General features: G+C 46.6%; 13 protein-coding genes. 8 read left to right on the top strand and 5 right to left on the bottom strand.

Going from position 1 to position 13,950, the window contains the following annotated elements:
• Positions 1-2: 2 nt before the first annotated feature.
• From dbpA to D0C16_RS14770, 5 genes are all read left to right on the top strand, one after another.
• Positions 3-1,379, top strand: a complete 1,377-nt coding sequence (dbpA, locus tag D0C16_RS14790) for an ATP-dependent RNA helicase DbpA (RefSeq protein WP_151033066.1) — start codon at positions 3-5, stop codon at positions 1,377-1,379.
• 224 nt (positions 1,380-1,603) lie between these two features.
• Positions 1,604-2,917: a gluconate:H+ symporter gene (locus D0C16_RS14785; protein WP_151033065.1), complete on the top strand. Its 1,314-nt coding sequence runs from the start codon at positions 1,604-1,606 to the stop codon at positions 2,915-2,917.
• Between the two features lie 806 nt (positions 2,918-3,723).
• A protein-coding gene (locus D0C16_RS14780) for an IS3 family transposase (protein ID WP_225318661.1) occupies positions 3,724-4,883 on the top strand; the annotation gives its coding sequence in 2 pieces (ribosomal slippage) (positions 3,724-3,979 and positions 3,979-4,883; 1,161 coding nt in all).
• A 214-nt stretch (positions 4,884-5,097) separates the two neighbouring features.
• Positions 5,098-5,919, top strand: coding sequence for a hypothetical protein (locus D0C16_RS14775; RefSeq protein WP_151033064.1), 822 nt, complete (start codon positions 5,098-5,100; stop codon positions 5,917-5,919).
• A 130-nt stretch (positions 5,920-6,049) separates the two neighbouring features.
• Positions 6,050-6,838 (top strand): hypothetical protein, encoded by a 789-nt coding sequence (locus D0C16_RS14770; RefSeq protein WP_151033063.1) that lies wholly within the window; start codon positions 6,050-6,052, stop codon positions 6,836-6,838.
• Positions 6,839-7,093: 255 nt separating this feature from the next.
• On the opposite strand, the gene hslO is transcribed toward D0C16_RS14770, so the two are convergent.
• From hslO to yrfG, 4 genes are read right to left on the bottom strand one after another with little or no spacing between them, the layout of a single operon-like run.
• The gene (gene hslO, locus D0C16_RS14760; protein ID WP_151033061.1) at positions 7,094-7,999 is read right to left on the bottom strand and encodes an Hsp33 family molecular chaperone HslO; all 906 of its coding nucleotides are present in this window, start codon (positions 7,997-7,999) and stop codon (positions 7,094-7,096) included.
• A gap of 20 nt (positions 8,000-8,019) precedes the next feature.
• Positions 8,020-8,472 carry a DUF4124 domain-containing protein gene (locus tag D0C16_RS14755; protein WP_151033060.1) on the bottom strand — a complete coding sequence of 151 codons (453 nt, stop codon included), beginning with the start codon at positions 8,470-8,472 and terminating at the stop codon, positions 8,020-8,022.
• 17 nt (positions 8,473-8,489) lie between these two features.
• On the bottom strand, positions 8,490-8,930 hold the full coding sequence (gene hslR, locus D0C16_RS14750) for a ribosome-associated heat shock protein Hsp15 (protein ID WP_151033059.1): 441 nt from the start codon (positions 8,928-8,930) through the stop codon (positions 8,490-8,492).
• On the bottom strand, positions 8,923-9,600 hold the full coding sequence (gene yrfG, locus D0C16_RS14745) for a GMP/IMP nucleotidase (RefSeq protein ID WP_151033058.1): 678 nt from the start codon (positions 9,598-9,600) through the stop codon (positions 8,923-8,925). Before yrfG ends, hslR begins: the two co-directional genes overlap by 8 nt.
• Before the next feature lie 41 nt (positions 9,601-9,641).
• Here yrfG and nudE point away from each other — a divergent pair, with 41 nt between their 5' ends.
• The 3 genes from nudE (at position 9,642) to D0C16_RS14730 (ending at position 11,593) form a co-directional block, all read left to right on the top strand.
• Positions 9,642-10,208 (top strand): ADP compounds hydrolase NudE, encoded by a 567-nt coding sequence (nudE, locus tag D0C16_RS14740; protein ID WP_151033057.1) that lies wholly within the window; start codon positions 9,642-9,644, stop codon positions 10,206-10,208.
• Between the two features lie 9 nt (positions 10,209-10,217).
• A complete protein-coding gene (gene cysQ / locus D0C16_RS14735; protein ID WP_151033056.1) occupies positions 10,218-11,108 on the top strand; it encodes a 3'(2'),5'-bisphosphate nucleotidase CysQ in 891 nt (296 codons plus the stop codon).
• A gap of 269 nt (positions 11,109-11,377) precedes the next feature.
• The gene (locus D0C16_RS14730) at positions 11,378-11,593 is read left to right on the top strand and encodes a hypothetical protein (protein ID WP_151033055.1); all 216 of its coding nucleotides are present in this window, start codon (positions 11,378-11,380) and stop codon (positions 11,591-11,593) included.
• 11 nt (positions 11,594-11,604) lie between these two features.
• Here the strand turns inward: D0C16_RS14730 and D0C16_RS14725 are convergent, their stop codons facing one another.
• Positions 11,605-13,584 (bottom strand): EAL domain-containing protein, encoded by a 1,980-nt coding sequence (locus D0C16_RS14725; RefSeq protein ID WP_151033054.1) that lies wholly within the window; start codon positions 13,582-13,584, stop codon positions 11,605-11,607.
• Between the last annotated feature and the right edge of the window lie 366 nt (positions 13,585-13,950).

Genomic DNA, 13,950 nt, shown 5'->3' with positions numbered 1-13,950 from the left:
TTATGTCTGCTTCTTCATTTTCATCACTGCCGCTGAGCGAAGCCATGCTCGCCAATCTGGATTCGCTTGACTACAAGGAGATGACGCAGATTCAAGCAGAAAGCTTGCCGCAAATTTTGCGCGGTGAGGATATTATTGCCCAGGCAAAAACTGGCAGCGGAAAAACGGCGGCGTTCGGTATTGCGCTATTGGAAAAATTAAATGTGCGTTTTTTTGGTGTGCAGGCATTGGTGCTGTGCCCCACGCGTGAATTGGCCGATCAAGTGGCGAAAGAATTGCGTCGCCTGGCGCGCCTCACGCACAATGTAAAAATTCTCACGCTCTGCGGCGGTGTGTCGATTGGTCCGCAAATTGGGTCACTGGAGCGCGGTGCGCATATTGTGGTGGGTACGCCCGGCCGTATTGTGGATCACATTCGCAAAGGCACGTTGCAATTGGGTACCATTAATCAATTGGTATTGGATGAAGCTGATCGTATGCTCGATATGGGTTTTGCGGATGACATAGATACAGTGCTGGCTGCCTGTAATGAAAATCGCCAGACCTTATTGTTTTCCGCCACCTATCCCGACAACATTAAAAAAATCAGCGCGCGCTGCCAAAAAAATCCGCAAATGATTGAGGTGGAAACCATTCACGATCAACAGCAGATCGAACAACATTTTTATGAGTTGCGCGAAAGCGATGAAACTCACCCGGCGGTATTAACGTTATTAGCCCACTTTCATCCCGTAAGCTCTATTGCGTTTTGCAACACCAAACAGGGTTGTGATGATTTATTGAATTATCTGCGCGATGAAGGTGTTAGTGCGTTAGCGCTGCACGGCGATATGGAGCAAAAAGAACGTGACCAGGTTCTGGTGCGTTTTTCCAATAAAAGTTGTTCCGTATTAATTGCCACGGATGTAGCTGCGCGCGGTATTGATATCAAAGGTTTGGATGCGGTAATTAATGTGGACTTGGCGCGCGACAGCGAAGTGCACGTACATCGCATTGGTCGCACCGGGCGCGCAGGTGAATCCGGTCTGGCGTTGAATCTGGTGGTGCAAAAAGAAGTGCATAAAATTAATCGACTGGAAGATTATATGGGGCAATCCATTAATCTTGAAGCCTTGCCGCACGGTGATAAAAAATCATTACCTTCGCCTAACATGGTTACGCTCAATATTGATGGTGGTAAAAAAGATAAGTTGCGCCCCGGGGATATTATCGGCGCGCTCACCAAAGACGCTGGCCTGCCATTTGAGAAAATCGGCAAAATTGATATGTTTGATTTTGCGGCCTACGTAGCGGTAGATAGCAGTATTGCTCGTGCTGCCTTGAAACAATTGTCAGATGGAAAATTGAAGGGGCGGAAATTTAGGGCGAGAAAACTTTAAGTAATAGATGCCGGTTAAATACTGTTAAATTTCACAACCTGATAATTGTTTTCCTTACTCTATTCGAAGTGTTGAGAGGCTGGTGTCTCTGGTCCCTTTACGACTGTCGGAGACAGGGGCGTCGACGACAAGCCCCCATGGATGGGTTCACGGCGTGTCGTAAAGGGACCATAGAAATCAGACTCGGTCTATCAATTAAACAATAATTAAAAATAGGACTAGTCATGGCCATAGCTGCAGTCGTTATTGCAATTTTAATTCTGGTGGTATTAATCACTGGGGTAAAACTCAATCCCTTCCTGGCGTTTTTGGTTTCCTCCATTTGCGCGGCGGTCATGTTGGGAATTCCGCTGGATAAAATTCCCGGCACTATCGAAGCGGGCATTGGTGCAATGCTCGGCTCGCTGGCAATTATTTTGTGCTTGGGCGCCATGTTTGGAAAGCTGGTGGCAGAATCGGGTGCGGCGCAGCAAATCAGCAGCAGCTTAATGCGCTGGTGTGGGAAAAATTACATTACCTGGGCACTCATGCTTACCGGTTTTATTGTCGGTATTCCATTGTTTTACAACGTGGGCTTTGTATTGCTGGTGCCGCTGGTGTTTTCAGTGATGCACCAAACCAAATTACCGGCGGTTTATTTGGGTATTGCACTGTTAGCGCCGCTGTCGGTAACCCACGGTTTTCTACCGCCACATCCATCGCCAGTTGCGTTGATTCCACAATTCGGCGCGGATATGGGGACTACCTTGTTCTATGGCTTTTTGGTCGCCATACCGACGATGATACTCGCCGGTCCCATTTTTTCCTCGACGCTGAAAAGCATTCACAGTGTGCCACTCGCTACCTTCAAACCGACCGATTTGCCTGCAGAAAAATTGCCCGGCATCGCAAACAGTTTTATCACGGCATTGTTGCCAGTGTTATTAATCGCGTTAAGCAGCATTGCGGTTTACGCCATGCCAGCGCCCATAGCGCAAGCACCTATCACTAAATTTATTAGCAATTCCATGCTGGTATTAATGGTGGCTTTGGCAATTGCTACTTATACCCTGGGAGTAAAGCAGGGCATGAGTATTAGCAAAGTCATGGCGATTTATGGCGATGCAATTAAAGATATCGCCGTAATTTTATTAATCGTTGCCGGTGCCGGCGCACTGAAACAAGTAATGGTGGTGAGTGGCGTTAGCGATCAGCTCGCGCACTCATTGGAAAATATTGATATCAATCCACTCATCCTCGCCTGGTTAATAGCAACTGTCATTCGCATCGCGCTGGGTTCTGCTACTGTTGCAGGTTTAACAGCGGCAGGTATTGTTGCGCCCATCATTCCACTGACCGGCGCTGATCCCAACTTAATGGTGCTCGCCATCGGTGCAGGCAGTCTGATGTGTTCACACGTTAACGACTCCGGCTTCTGGATGTACAAGGAATATTTCAATTTAAGTTTGAAAGACACCTTTAAATCCTGGTCGCTAATGGAAACAATTATTGGTGTCGCTGGGCTGATCGGTGTTTTGGTGCTGGATATGTTTATCTAAATCAGTGCGTTCAGCCTGATGCCCATACATCTTAAGCTGCACCCAATTCACGCCTGTGGGCATAGTTGTTAATCTCTACATTATTTGTAGGAAATTGACTACAACTACTGGGTGTGAGAACGGTTACATAAATCTTCATGTTGGCACTTAAGTGCATGGATGCGTGTTGTTACGGGGAGTACTATTCCCTGCCTTTTCGCGAAAGGAAACAACATATACAACAGGAGAATATTATGCTTAGGGCTAACTTGGGATTTCGTTGTAAAAAATATGCATCGCACGTCTCTTTGCTTTTAAAGGGTATGATTTATTTATTGCCTGCAACCGCAGTTTTTACCGTAATGCCGGTAAAAGCTGCATACGTGTGTCAACAATATGAGTCATGTGCAATGATCGATAGAGTGTATTACTGGGAAAGAGTTTGTAAACCGTCTCAAAGTTGCACTTGGGTTCCTGATGCTCCTTCCTCACCGCCTCCATCTACGCCTCCGCCATCGTCAATACCTCCATCATCTCCTCCGCCTTCGGTAGTGAAAACGCCGGAAGAAATTGAGAGGGAACAGCATGTGAAATTTTGCAAGGAGTATCCAGGGCAAATAAATACTGCTGTAAAACAATGCCAAGATACTGCGAGAGGATATTTTAGTTATTTTGTAGGTACTAAATGCCCTCTAACTACATCGCAAACTTGGAGTGTTAGTTCTGGATTTAAAGATATTTTTGGCTTTCAGTATTCACAAACTGTGATCCCCTCCGCGAATATCGGACACCTTAGAAACTGAGTAAACTTACTCCAGAGGTGATCCATGAGCAAGAAACCAACCCCAAAAGAGAATAAGAAGTATACAGCCGAGTTCAAAAGTGAGGCCATTAAACTGGCCGAACGATTGAGCGTAGCGGAAGCCGCCGAAAAACTGGGCATATATGCCAGTCAAATTTACAGTTGGCGTAGCGCACTCAACAATAGCCGTACTGATGTTGAAAGAGAATCGCTCCTCGCCGCTGAAAATGCACGCCTCAAGCGTCAGCTCGCCGAGCAAGCAGAGGAGCTTGAAATCCTAAAAAAGGCGGCTACCTACTTCGCGAAGCATCAAAAATAAAACGCTACGAATTTATGCTGACAAATAGCGCGCTATATTCAATCGCGATGATGGCGCGCGTTCTGTTGGTTTCGCGAAGTGGGTATTACAGCTGGCTTGATAATCGTGAAATGGTTAGTTGGCGCATGCAGCAAAGAGAAGCGATTGATGCGTTGGTAAAGGCAGCATTTGAGGCTGGAAAAGGCCGGTATGGCGCGGATCGGATTTTTTATGATTTGGCGGAGCAAGATAATCCGCTCGACATAAAAACCATTCGGAAAAGCCTGAAACGGCAGGGGTTAATTGCAAAAGCGGCCAAGCTGTTCAAGGTGACTACGGACAGCAATCATACACTACCTGTTGCGCCCAACCTGTTGGCTAGAGATTTTTCTGCGCAACAACCTAATGAAAAATGGGTGACCGATATTACTTATATTCAAACTACAGAAGGTTGGTTGTATCTGGCCGTGATGATTGATTTATATTCTCGAAAAGTTGTTGGTTGGTCGATGAGCAAACATATTGATGCGCAATTGGTTTGTGATTCATTGATGATGGCGTTGTGGCGACGAAAATTCCCAAAAAGCGTTATTGTTCACAGTGACCGTGGCAGCCAATATGTATCGCATGCGTTTAGGGATTTACTGGAAAAATATTCGCTAATACAGAGTATGAGTCGCAAGGGTGATTGCTGGGACAATGCGTGTGCGGAAAGCTTCTTTCATTCACTTAAGGTTGAGCTGGTTCACGGCGAGCCATTGCTAGATGGAAAGCACACGCGCGAGTCTATTTTTGAATATATCGAAGTGGATTACAATCGCTACCGCCGTCACAGCGCTATTGGCTTTGTTAGCCCCGAGCGCTTTGAGGCAAAAAATGTATGTTAGTTAACTGTCCGAAGTTGGCGGTAGGGATCACTGTGGAGCCTGGTCCCACATGTAGAGCTAATGCTGAACTCGCTATGGATGACACTATTCGCGCATGTGCTGCTAGTGGAGATAAGTATGTGTCAGCATTGGTAAAACAGTGCTCCGATGTGCATTAAATCATATTAACGGGCAGGTAAATCTTGCCCGTTTTTCAATGAAAATGGAGGTTGTGATGGTTAATTCAGATGATAAAAATCCGGGGATGAAATTATTTTCTTTGTTGTTCATTGGAGCTTGTTTGATAATTGCTTTTGTCATTTGGCTCTTCTATAAACCGTTATTGCCATTAGGTGGTTCTTCAGATTTAACAGAACTTATTGAACCAGCAAAAAGAATAACAGCAACTGAAACCGTAATATTGGAAAATGAAGAAATTGGTAAAGAGACAAATCATGAGGCTGCTAAGGCGCAAACTTGGAGTCCCATGGGGGACGAGGCGTCGAAGGCAAAAATTATGTCCTGGTTTTCTGCTAGAGGCAATTACAGTTTTTATGGGCCAGATGAAAAAAGGGATATTCAAAACTATGATCTTGAAACACTGAAAAAGCTCAGCGACTCCGGTGATATTCGTGCGATGCATGAGTTAGCTAATAGAGCTGAGACCATAGAGGGAGCAAACTCTATTTTATATCGTGCGGCCATTTTTGGTTCTACGGCTGCTATTTCGCAAATTGGTTCGTCTATTGAGTCGTGGCAAAATATTGATCAGTTACCTGATGATCAGAGAAATGCTTTTATTGTAGAGGCGCTTGCTCATTATGAGGCTGCAACACTTCGTGGTGATTGGTGGGGCAGTATTAATGATGGAGGTTCACTAAAAAGAAGGTATTCATATCAGCCTGATGAACATGATATGGCTCGCATTAGGAATAGAGCCAAGGAAATTTACGATGAGCTTCAGAGGCAACGAACCGACTTGGGTTTGGGTGATTTTGACAATACAGTACCAGATGAAGTAATGAAGTTTTACGAGGAAATGTTAAGACCTTTATAAAATTTATTCTATCATGGAGGGGAGAGTCCTTCCCTTCTTTCCGTCTCCATCACTAGTGCCAAAAACACCTGAAAAAATTGAACAGGAGCAGCATGTGAAATGCAGCTCTTTTTAAAAGTGGTATGACATTGTGAATGGTTTGCATTTTAAAAAAATTACAAAAGTAGTTGCTGGCGCCATTTTTTTGGTGGCTGCATGCTTATATTGCTATACAAGCTTATTTAAAAGTGTGGGCGATATGCAGGCCGATCAAAGGGAATCACTGAATTTACAACAAAGTGACGTTGTACTGTCGGATGCAGTGAAAAATATAAAGCAGACCAGTAACAACAAAAAAGAAATTTTGAACCCAATGGGAAATCCTGCTGATGCAGCTGAAATTAAAGATTGGTTTGCTCAGCGCGGTAATTTTAGCTTTATGGGAGATGAGCAATTAAGTGACTATGCAACATATGAAGATAATGTATTAATAAAGCTCGGTGAAAATGGAGATTTAAGGGCGTTGCATGTTCTGGCAGATAGAGCAAAAAATATTAATGACTTCGAAAGCGTGTTGCATAAGGCGGCTGTTTTGGGGTCTACAGAGGCGCTGATCCGAATGGGAGCCATCAATGAGGCTGAGAATTTGGACAGTATGAACGTCGATGACAGGAAAGCAAAAATAATTGAGGCGTTATCTTATTATGATGCAGCGCAATTAAGAGGGGATTGGTGGGGTAGCATTGTTCGCGGTGAGAACCTGTTAAAGCGCTATTCACATGAGATAAATCAACAAGATAAAGACGCAGTTCAAGAAAATGCGAAAAAAATCTATGATGAGATTCAGAAAGCAAGAAATGCGCAAGAGCTTGGTGAATTTGATAACAGTGTTCCTGATTCAGTAATTAAGTTCTACGAGGAAATGCTTCGGCCTTTATAGGAAAAGGAATTTATTATGCATTTTCTGGAAATGATGTTTTGGTTAACTATTTCGTTAGCTGTCGTTACAATAATTTTGATGTTGTTTTGGAATATGACATTGTCTGAGCTTTTCGGCTTTAAACGAATTGGTTTTTGGCAGTCATTCAGGTTGTTTATTATTGGATTGATATTAACCGGTGGGTTGAATATTAGTGCGATATATACATCAGCCAGTTAAGTGACCTCTCCGCCTGTTAAGGGACGGAGAGGATGATTAATGCAACACATTCCCACCCAGTAGTTTGCGTACTTCATCGGCGGCAAAATGATAGTGCTGATTACAGAATTGGCAGTCGATATCGATATGACCTTTCTCGATTAGCAATTCTTCGACTTCCTCAATACCGATAGTCAACAACGCACTGGCGCAGCGCTCTTTGGAACAGCTGCACGCGAAGTGCAATTTTTTAGGGTCAAAGATACGCACGGGTTGCTCGTTGAATAAACGGTAGAGCACAGTGGGGTGATCCAGCTCCAACAATTCTTCGCGAGTGATAGTTTCCGCGAGGGTAATGATCGTTTCCCATTTATCGCGGTTATCATCCGGGTTGGTATTTAATTGCTGTGGCAGTGCTTGAATTAAAAAACCAGTGGCGGAATTGTCATCGGCCGCGAACCATAAGCGCGTGGCCAGTTGTTCCGATTGCTGGAAATAATGTTCAAGGCAACCGGCAAGGCTCTCGGCATCCATAGGGACTATGCCCTGATGGCGTTCCAACTTGCCTTCAAAATTTTCGCTGCGCTGTGGTTCGACGCTGATCACGAGCACGCCGTTGCCGAGCAATTGTTGCATATTGCCGTGCGCGGCAATTTCCTCTGTTAGTTCAATATCTTCGTTAATACGTACTATACCGCGCAAACTGTTGTGATGATTGCACTCTGCCATGATCGTGGAGATGGGGCCATCACCGCGCGCCTGCAGAATTATCCGCCCGTCAAATTTTAGCGTGCTGGACAGCAAGCCCACAGCCGCAAGGAATTCACCCAGTAAGCGGCGAATGGCCGGTACATGGGGGTTATGGCTTAGCACTTCGCTATAGCTATTACTGAGCGTGACAATTTCACCGCGAACATCGCAGTCATCAAATAAAAAACGGTGGAGCAAATCATTACTGGGCATAAAAAACCTTTAAAAATAAACTACTCACTACAATATTCTTGAATTTCTTGCTTGAGGTCAGCAACCATTTGCTGGCGTTCTTTTTCCGTTACGGTGACGGCTCTGCCTTGTTCGTCGGTAAAAACTATATGTCCGCTGATTTTTTTCAGGCGTATTTTGGCCTTTTCGCAGACAGGGCGGTTCAGCTCTGTTAGTTGTTCCTTGCGCTCTTGTTGTGCTTTTTGCTCTTGTTGTGTTTTTTCCTGCTTCTCTTTTTCTTCCTGCTCGCGCATGGAAGTTAATTTTTGTAACTCGCTGCTACTGGTATCGATATTTTGTGACTTTACATTTTCAGTGATGTTTTCAGCATCAGCTGCTGGCTTGCGATCAGTGAAATGCACTTTGCCATTTTTATCGACCCACCGATAAACCTCCGCGCTGCAATTCATTGCAACGGCAAACAAACTTAAGATCAACACTTTACTTGCATCCATGACTTCCTCCTTAAAAATTAATCCTCTTCCCCCAGTATATTAATGCGCTGGAAACGGTGAATCTGCCGGCGTTCTTTTTTGTTGGGGCGGTGGTCGCTAATAATAAACGCGCCCAATCCAGCTTTGCGTTCTGCCGCGCGTTTTTCGCGCAGCTCTTTGCTGGGTTCAGTTTCTTCGTACAACAATGCCGCTTCCGGTGCGCCGCGGCGCTGGTCAGAGAGCGCTTTGATGATGACGGTTTTTTCATCCCAGTTTTGGCGAATGGTTAATTCCAGGCCGACGATGGCTTCTTTGCTCGGCTTTACACGCTGACCATCGCAATGCACTTTTCCGCCATCGATGGCCTCTTTGGCGAGGTTGCGGGTTTTAAAAAAACGCGCGGCCCACAACCATTTGTCGATGCGAACCTTGTCGTCATCGTCTTCATCCTGCGGTTGTTTGTTTTGTTGCTTAGCCATGGGCGGTTACTTCATTGGTCAAGGGCGGCATAATTTCATCGAAATGGTAAATTGCCGGGTGTTGTTCCATGCGGCGCTGGATCTGGCTGTCGGGTTGGTGAATGCCCAATACATAGCGAATACCGTATTGCTGCGCCGAATCCAGAATACGCGCGGTGTCATCAATAAATAAGGTGCGCGCCGGGTCAAAATGTTCGGCTTCTTGTAACTGCTGCCAGAATTTTTGTGATTCCTTGGGCTCGCTAAATTGATGCGAGGATACAATCACATCCAACCATTGATCGATTTGTGTGACTTCCAGTTTTAATGACAGACTTTGTGGGTGCGCGTTGGTCACCAACAATACTTTTTTGCCCTGCTGGCGCAGGCGCGTTAAAAATTCACCCACATAAGGGCGAATCTGGATTTTGTGTTTAACCTCTTCTTTCAGGCTGCGAATATCCACATTCAGCGCGTTGGACCAAAACTCCAGGCAGTACCATTGCAAGGTGCCCTCGTATTGGCGAATTTCACCGCTGAGTTTTTGCTGTGCGGTGGCTAAATCGACATTGTGAATCTGCGCATAGCGTTGGGGCAGGTGATCCAGCCAGAAATAGTTGTCGAAATGGAGATCCAGCAAAGTGCCGTCCATATCCAACATGACTGTATCTATTGAGTCCCAATTAATCATAAAATCATCTCTACCACGATTTATCAGCCTAAAGACAACCTATGCCTGTTAAGCCCAGTATTTTAAAGCGCGCGACAGTGGCGCGCAGCCGGCTGTTTCGCGCCGACGAAATCCACCTGCGTTTCAGCAACGGCGAAGAGCGCACCTACGAAAAACTCTGCTCCGGCGGGCCGGGTGCGGTGCTTATTGTACCCTTGCTCGATGCCGATACGGTGCTTTTGGTGCGTGAATATGCGGTCGGATTGGAGGATTACCACCTGGCCCTGCCCAAAGGTGCCATTGACCAGGGGGAAACCCTGCTGGATGCCGCCAATCGTGAGCTAAAAGAAGAGGTGGGCTACGGTGCGCGCCAGCTAAAATTTCTCAAGCGCATCAATCTGTCCCCATCCTATATGGAGCACGGGATCAACATAGTGATCGCCTGGGACTTATACCCTGAGCGGTTGCAGGGCGATGAGCCAGAGCCGATCGAGGTCGTCCCCTACCCATTGGCTGACTTGATGCAGCTGATCGCCCGCGCCGATGTCTGTGAAGGCCGCAGCATTGCCGCACTTTTTATGGCACGCGAGTGGCTCGCGGGTAACCTGTTAGAGGCCGCTGCTAGCTAAGGATTTGTTATGACCCACCCGATTAGCCCTGACATGATTGCCCAATTGGTTGTGCTCGCTCGCCGCGCGGGGGATGCGATTATGGCGATCTACGACAAGCGCGACTCTTACAACATTCAACACAAGACGGACGAATCCCCGCTCACGGCGGCAGATTTGGCGGCCAATAACCTGATTGCCGCCGAGTTGCCGCAGATATTGGCACTGCCAATTATTTCGGAAGAGGCGGAAGTTCCCGACTTTGCCGATCGTGGACTCTGGGAAAATTTCTGGTTGGTTGATCCGCTCGATGGCACCAAGGAATTTATTGCCGGTAATGGTGAGTTCACGGTGAATATCGCCTTGGTGCAACACAATCGCCCAATTTTAGGCGTGGTGCATGTGCCGGCGACGGATATCACCTATTTGGGTGTGTTGGACGCGCGAGAGAGCGCCAGTCTGGGCGCCTGGAAATATCAGCAGGGGCGTAATCCGGAGCCTATTCATGTGCGCAGTATGGGGGAGCGTTATACCGGCCATGAGTCATTTACCGTTTTATTGAGTCATCGCCATGGCACTCAAGCGACGGTGGATTTAATGGACAGCGTAAAGTCGCGTTGGACCGGTCCAATTGAGACAACCAACGCAGGTAGCTCGTTAAAGTTTTGTGTGATTGCTGAAGGCAAAGCCGATTTTTATCCGCGCCTCGCGCCCACCTCAGAATGGGACACGGCGGCGGCACAAGCCGTATTGGAGGCTGCAGGTGGGCGAGTGGTTTGTGCGGAGCCGGGCGAGTCGCGCAATTTGGTGTCGCTGCGTTATAACGCGGGTGAGGACATCCTCAATCCGCACTTTTATGCGTTGGGTGATAAAAGTTTTTGTTGGGAGTGGCTGCTCGGCTTAGAAGAGTTGGTTAGCTAAGCGGAACTGACGCACATTTTTATCCCGCCTTCATAACATTTTTGCGTAACAAGCTGGCGGCAAAGCTGCTGGTTTTATAACCAAAGTTATAAGCTTTCGAGAATAAAATATTCTAATTTGACTGAACCTTGAGCGGAATTATCTGGTCTAGGCTTTCAATTACAGCAGTGTGTTGGTATGTCGCTGTTGCAGATGAAAGCCAGCGTTGAACAACAAGCAGTATATGAAATGCTGCTATTTCCAGTCACAGGGTCTTAGGGAGTGTTTTAATGAGAAAGCAAAACAAAAATTTGAAAGCCGATTTCAATACCAGTCGTTCCGATTTGATGCGCGATAAATTAATCCGCGAAATTTCCGATTACGAACGTCAACTTGCCGAGTTAAAACTCAACGGCAATCAGGTGAATTTCACCATGATCCAAACCTACAAAGAATTAATCAGTGCGCGCCAGGCGATGCTGCGTCGCCTGCCGGTACACTATTAATTGTTTTTTCACTAGGCAGAGCGGTTGCGGCAGTGATTTGACAGCGTAAAACGCGGATCAAAATATTCCTGCTGCACCCGTGTTGCCGCTGCTAATGTCCAGTGATTTACCGGTTGCACATTGCCTGTGTTCACAGTGCGATGCGATTTGTTGTTGGATTTTTTTTCCAGCGCCTGGGTTGCTGCTTTATCCAGCCAGTCATTGGCATCATTAAAGGGCATGGGGCGATGAATAAAATAGCCTTGTACTTGATCGCAGCCCAATTCGCGCAGGCTGCCAATTTGCTCAAATTCTTCCGCACCCTCTGCGACGACCGATAAGCCCAACGCGTGTGCGATCGAGACGACCCCTTTGGTAATGTCCCAATCCACTTTGTTGCCCGGTAACTCCGCAACAAAAGAGCGATCAATTTTAATAATATCCAGCGGTAGGCGTTTGATATACGTCAGTGATGCGTAGCCAGTGCCAAAATCGTCTACTGCCATACGCACACCCAAATCGCGGCAGCGCAACATAATGCGTTTGGCGCGCTCCAGGTCTTCGAGCATCGCCGTTTCGGTAATCTCAATAATCAATGCATCGCCGAAATCGCTAAACTCTGCGCAAATATTTTGCAGTTCATTTAAAAAGGTGGGATGCAAAAAGTGGCGCGGTGAAATATTAATGTGAATGTCTGGAGTAATCGCGTACTTATGCCATAAACACCATTGCCGTGCGGCTTCGCGTAATACCCAATTACCTACCCGAAATTCCAGATCGCCGCGCGCGGACTCAAAGGCTTGAATCAATGGGCCGGCACTGACAATTTCGCCGTCCGGTTTGCACCAGCGCAACAGGGCTTCAAAACCCACCAGATGCAAATCGTCGAGTTGGCAAATGGGCTGATACCACAATTGTAATTCATTGCGCTCCAGCGCACCCTCCACATCGACAATTGAAATTTGCGTGTCCTGCGACAATTCGGCCTTGATGGATGCGCGTTGATAGCGATCGCCGCCTTCACTTTTAGCGACGTACATGGCGGCATCCGCTTTGCGCAATAAATTAATTTCATCGACGCCGTCGTGCGGTGCAATCACCACCCCAATGCTGCCACTTAACCTGCCGCGCTTGCGTCCACTACCGTAGGGGATACGCAGCGCCTGTAAAAAACGTCTGGCGAGAATATCGATATGAGCTTCATCGCACTCGGCAATAATTAAAAATTCGTCGCCGCCTAACCGACCGATTTGATCGCCCTTGCGAACCACATCAGATAAGCGTTGTGCGAGATCACGCAATAATATATCTCCGGTTTCGTGGCCCCAGTGATCATTGGCGGATTTCAATCCGTCCACGTCAATAAAAAAACAGGCAAATGGGCGATTGTACCGGTGCAGCATTTCCAAACTGTTATCCAGGCAATCCAGAATGCCACGGCGATTTAATAATTTGGTCAGAGGATCAACGGTCACCAGTGAGCGCAGTTGCGCTTCCAATTTTTCGCGGTGACAAGCGACGGCAATCTGGCTCGCAATACGCTCCGCTAGCGTCAATAACTGCGGCGAAATGTTGGCAATGGAATTGGTGTGTTTAAACCAGGAGGACGCAAGTACTCCCAAGACCTTATCGGATGAAACCAGCGGAATTACCAGATTCGATTGCAAACCGGCGCTGACCAACTGTGGCATAGCGTCGGGCGCGGCAGGGTAATTGCGGGTAAAAATGCTGGTCTTGCTCGCCAGTACCCGGCTGGAAATACCGTGGGTTGCCGAAAAGCGAAAACCTTTAAAGGCATCTAATAAATGTTGATGCTCGCCTTCAAATAATTTGTATTCAAAGGTCTGGCTGTCTTCATCCAATAATATTAATGCGGTTCCGTCGGCGCCCAATAAATTGCGCACCGCTGCCGCGGCCTTTTTAAAAAATAATTGAAAATCCGGTTCCAGAGTCAATGCATCCATAGCAGCGAGTAACGAAGGTACCGCCGTGTGCAATAACAATTGATTCATGACGCTTGGCTCGAAGGTGTAACAAACTACGTAAGGCTATTCGCTAAAACATTAACCAGCCGCAAAGAAATGTGGGGAGCTTTGCGCCTGGCTGGAGCTGTTTAGCAATATGCTTGCCAGCAAAAGGATATTTACGAGTTCTTTACAAAATGACTAAAAGTTGTTGCTTCTTATGACAAAAAAAATAAAAAATTCGAGAAGCTGTTCAAAAAAATAATTCAATATCACCAGAATGAAGCAAGAAAAGCGCGTATTGCATAGTAGTGGTGCAAACAGAAAATATCGTTGCACCAGACTCGGCTAGTAGTGAGAGGGATTAAATAGTGAGCGGTAGACTCAATTCGGCGTATCCGATCTTTGCCGTCT

The sequence above is a fragment of the Cellvibrio sp. KY-GH-1 genome (assembly GCF_008806975.1).
GTDB lineage: Bacteria > Pseudomonadota > Gammaproteobacteria > Pseudomonadales > Cellvibrionaceae > Cellvibrio.
The sequence above is the reverse complement of the archived record's forward strand: the minus strand, read 5'-3'. Positions and strand labels throughout refer to the sequence as shown.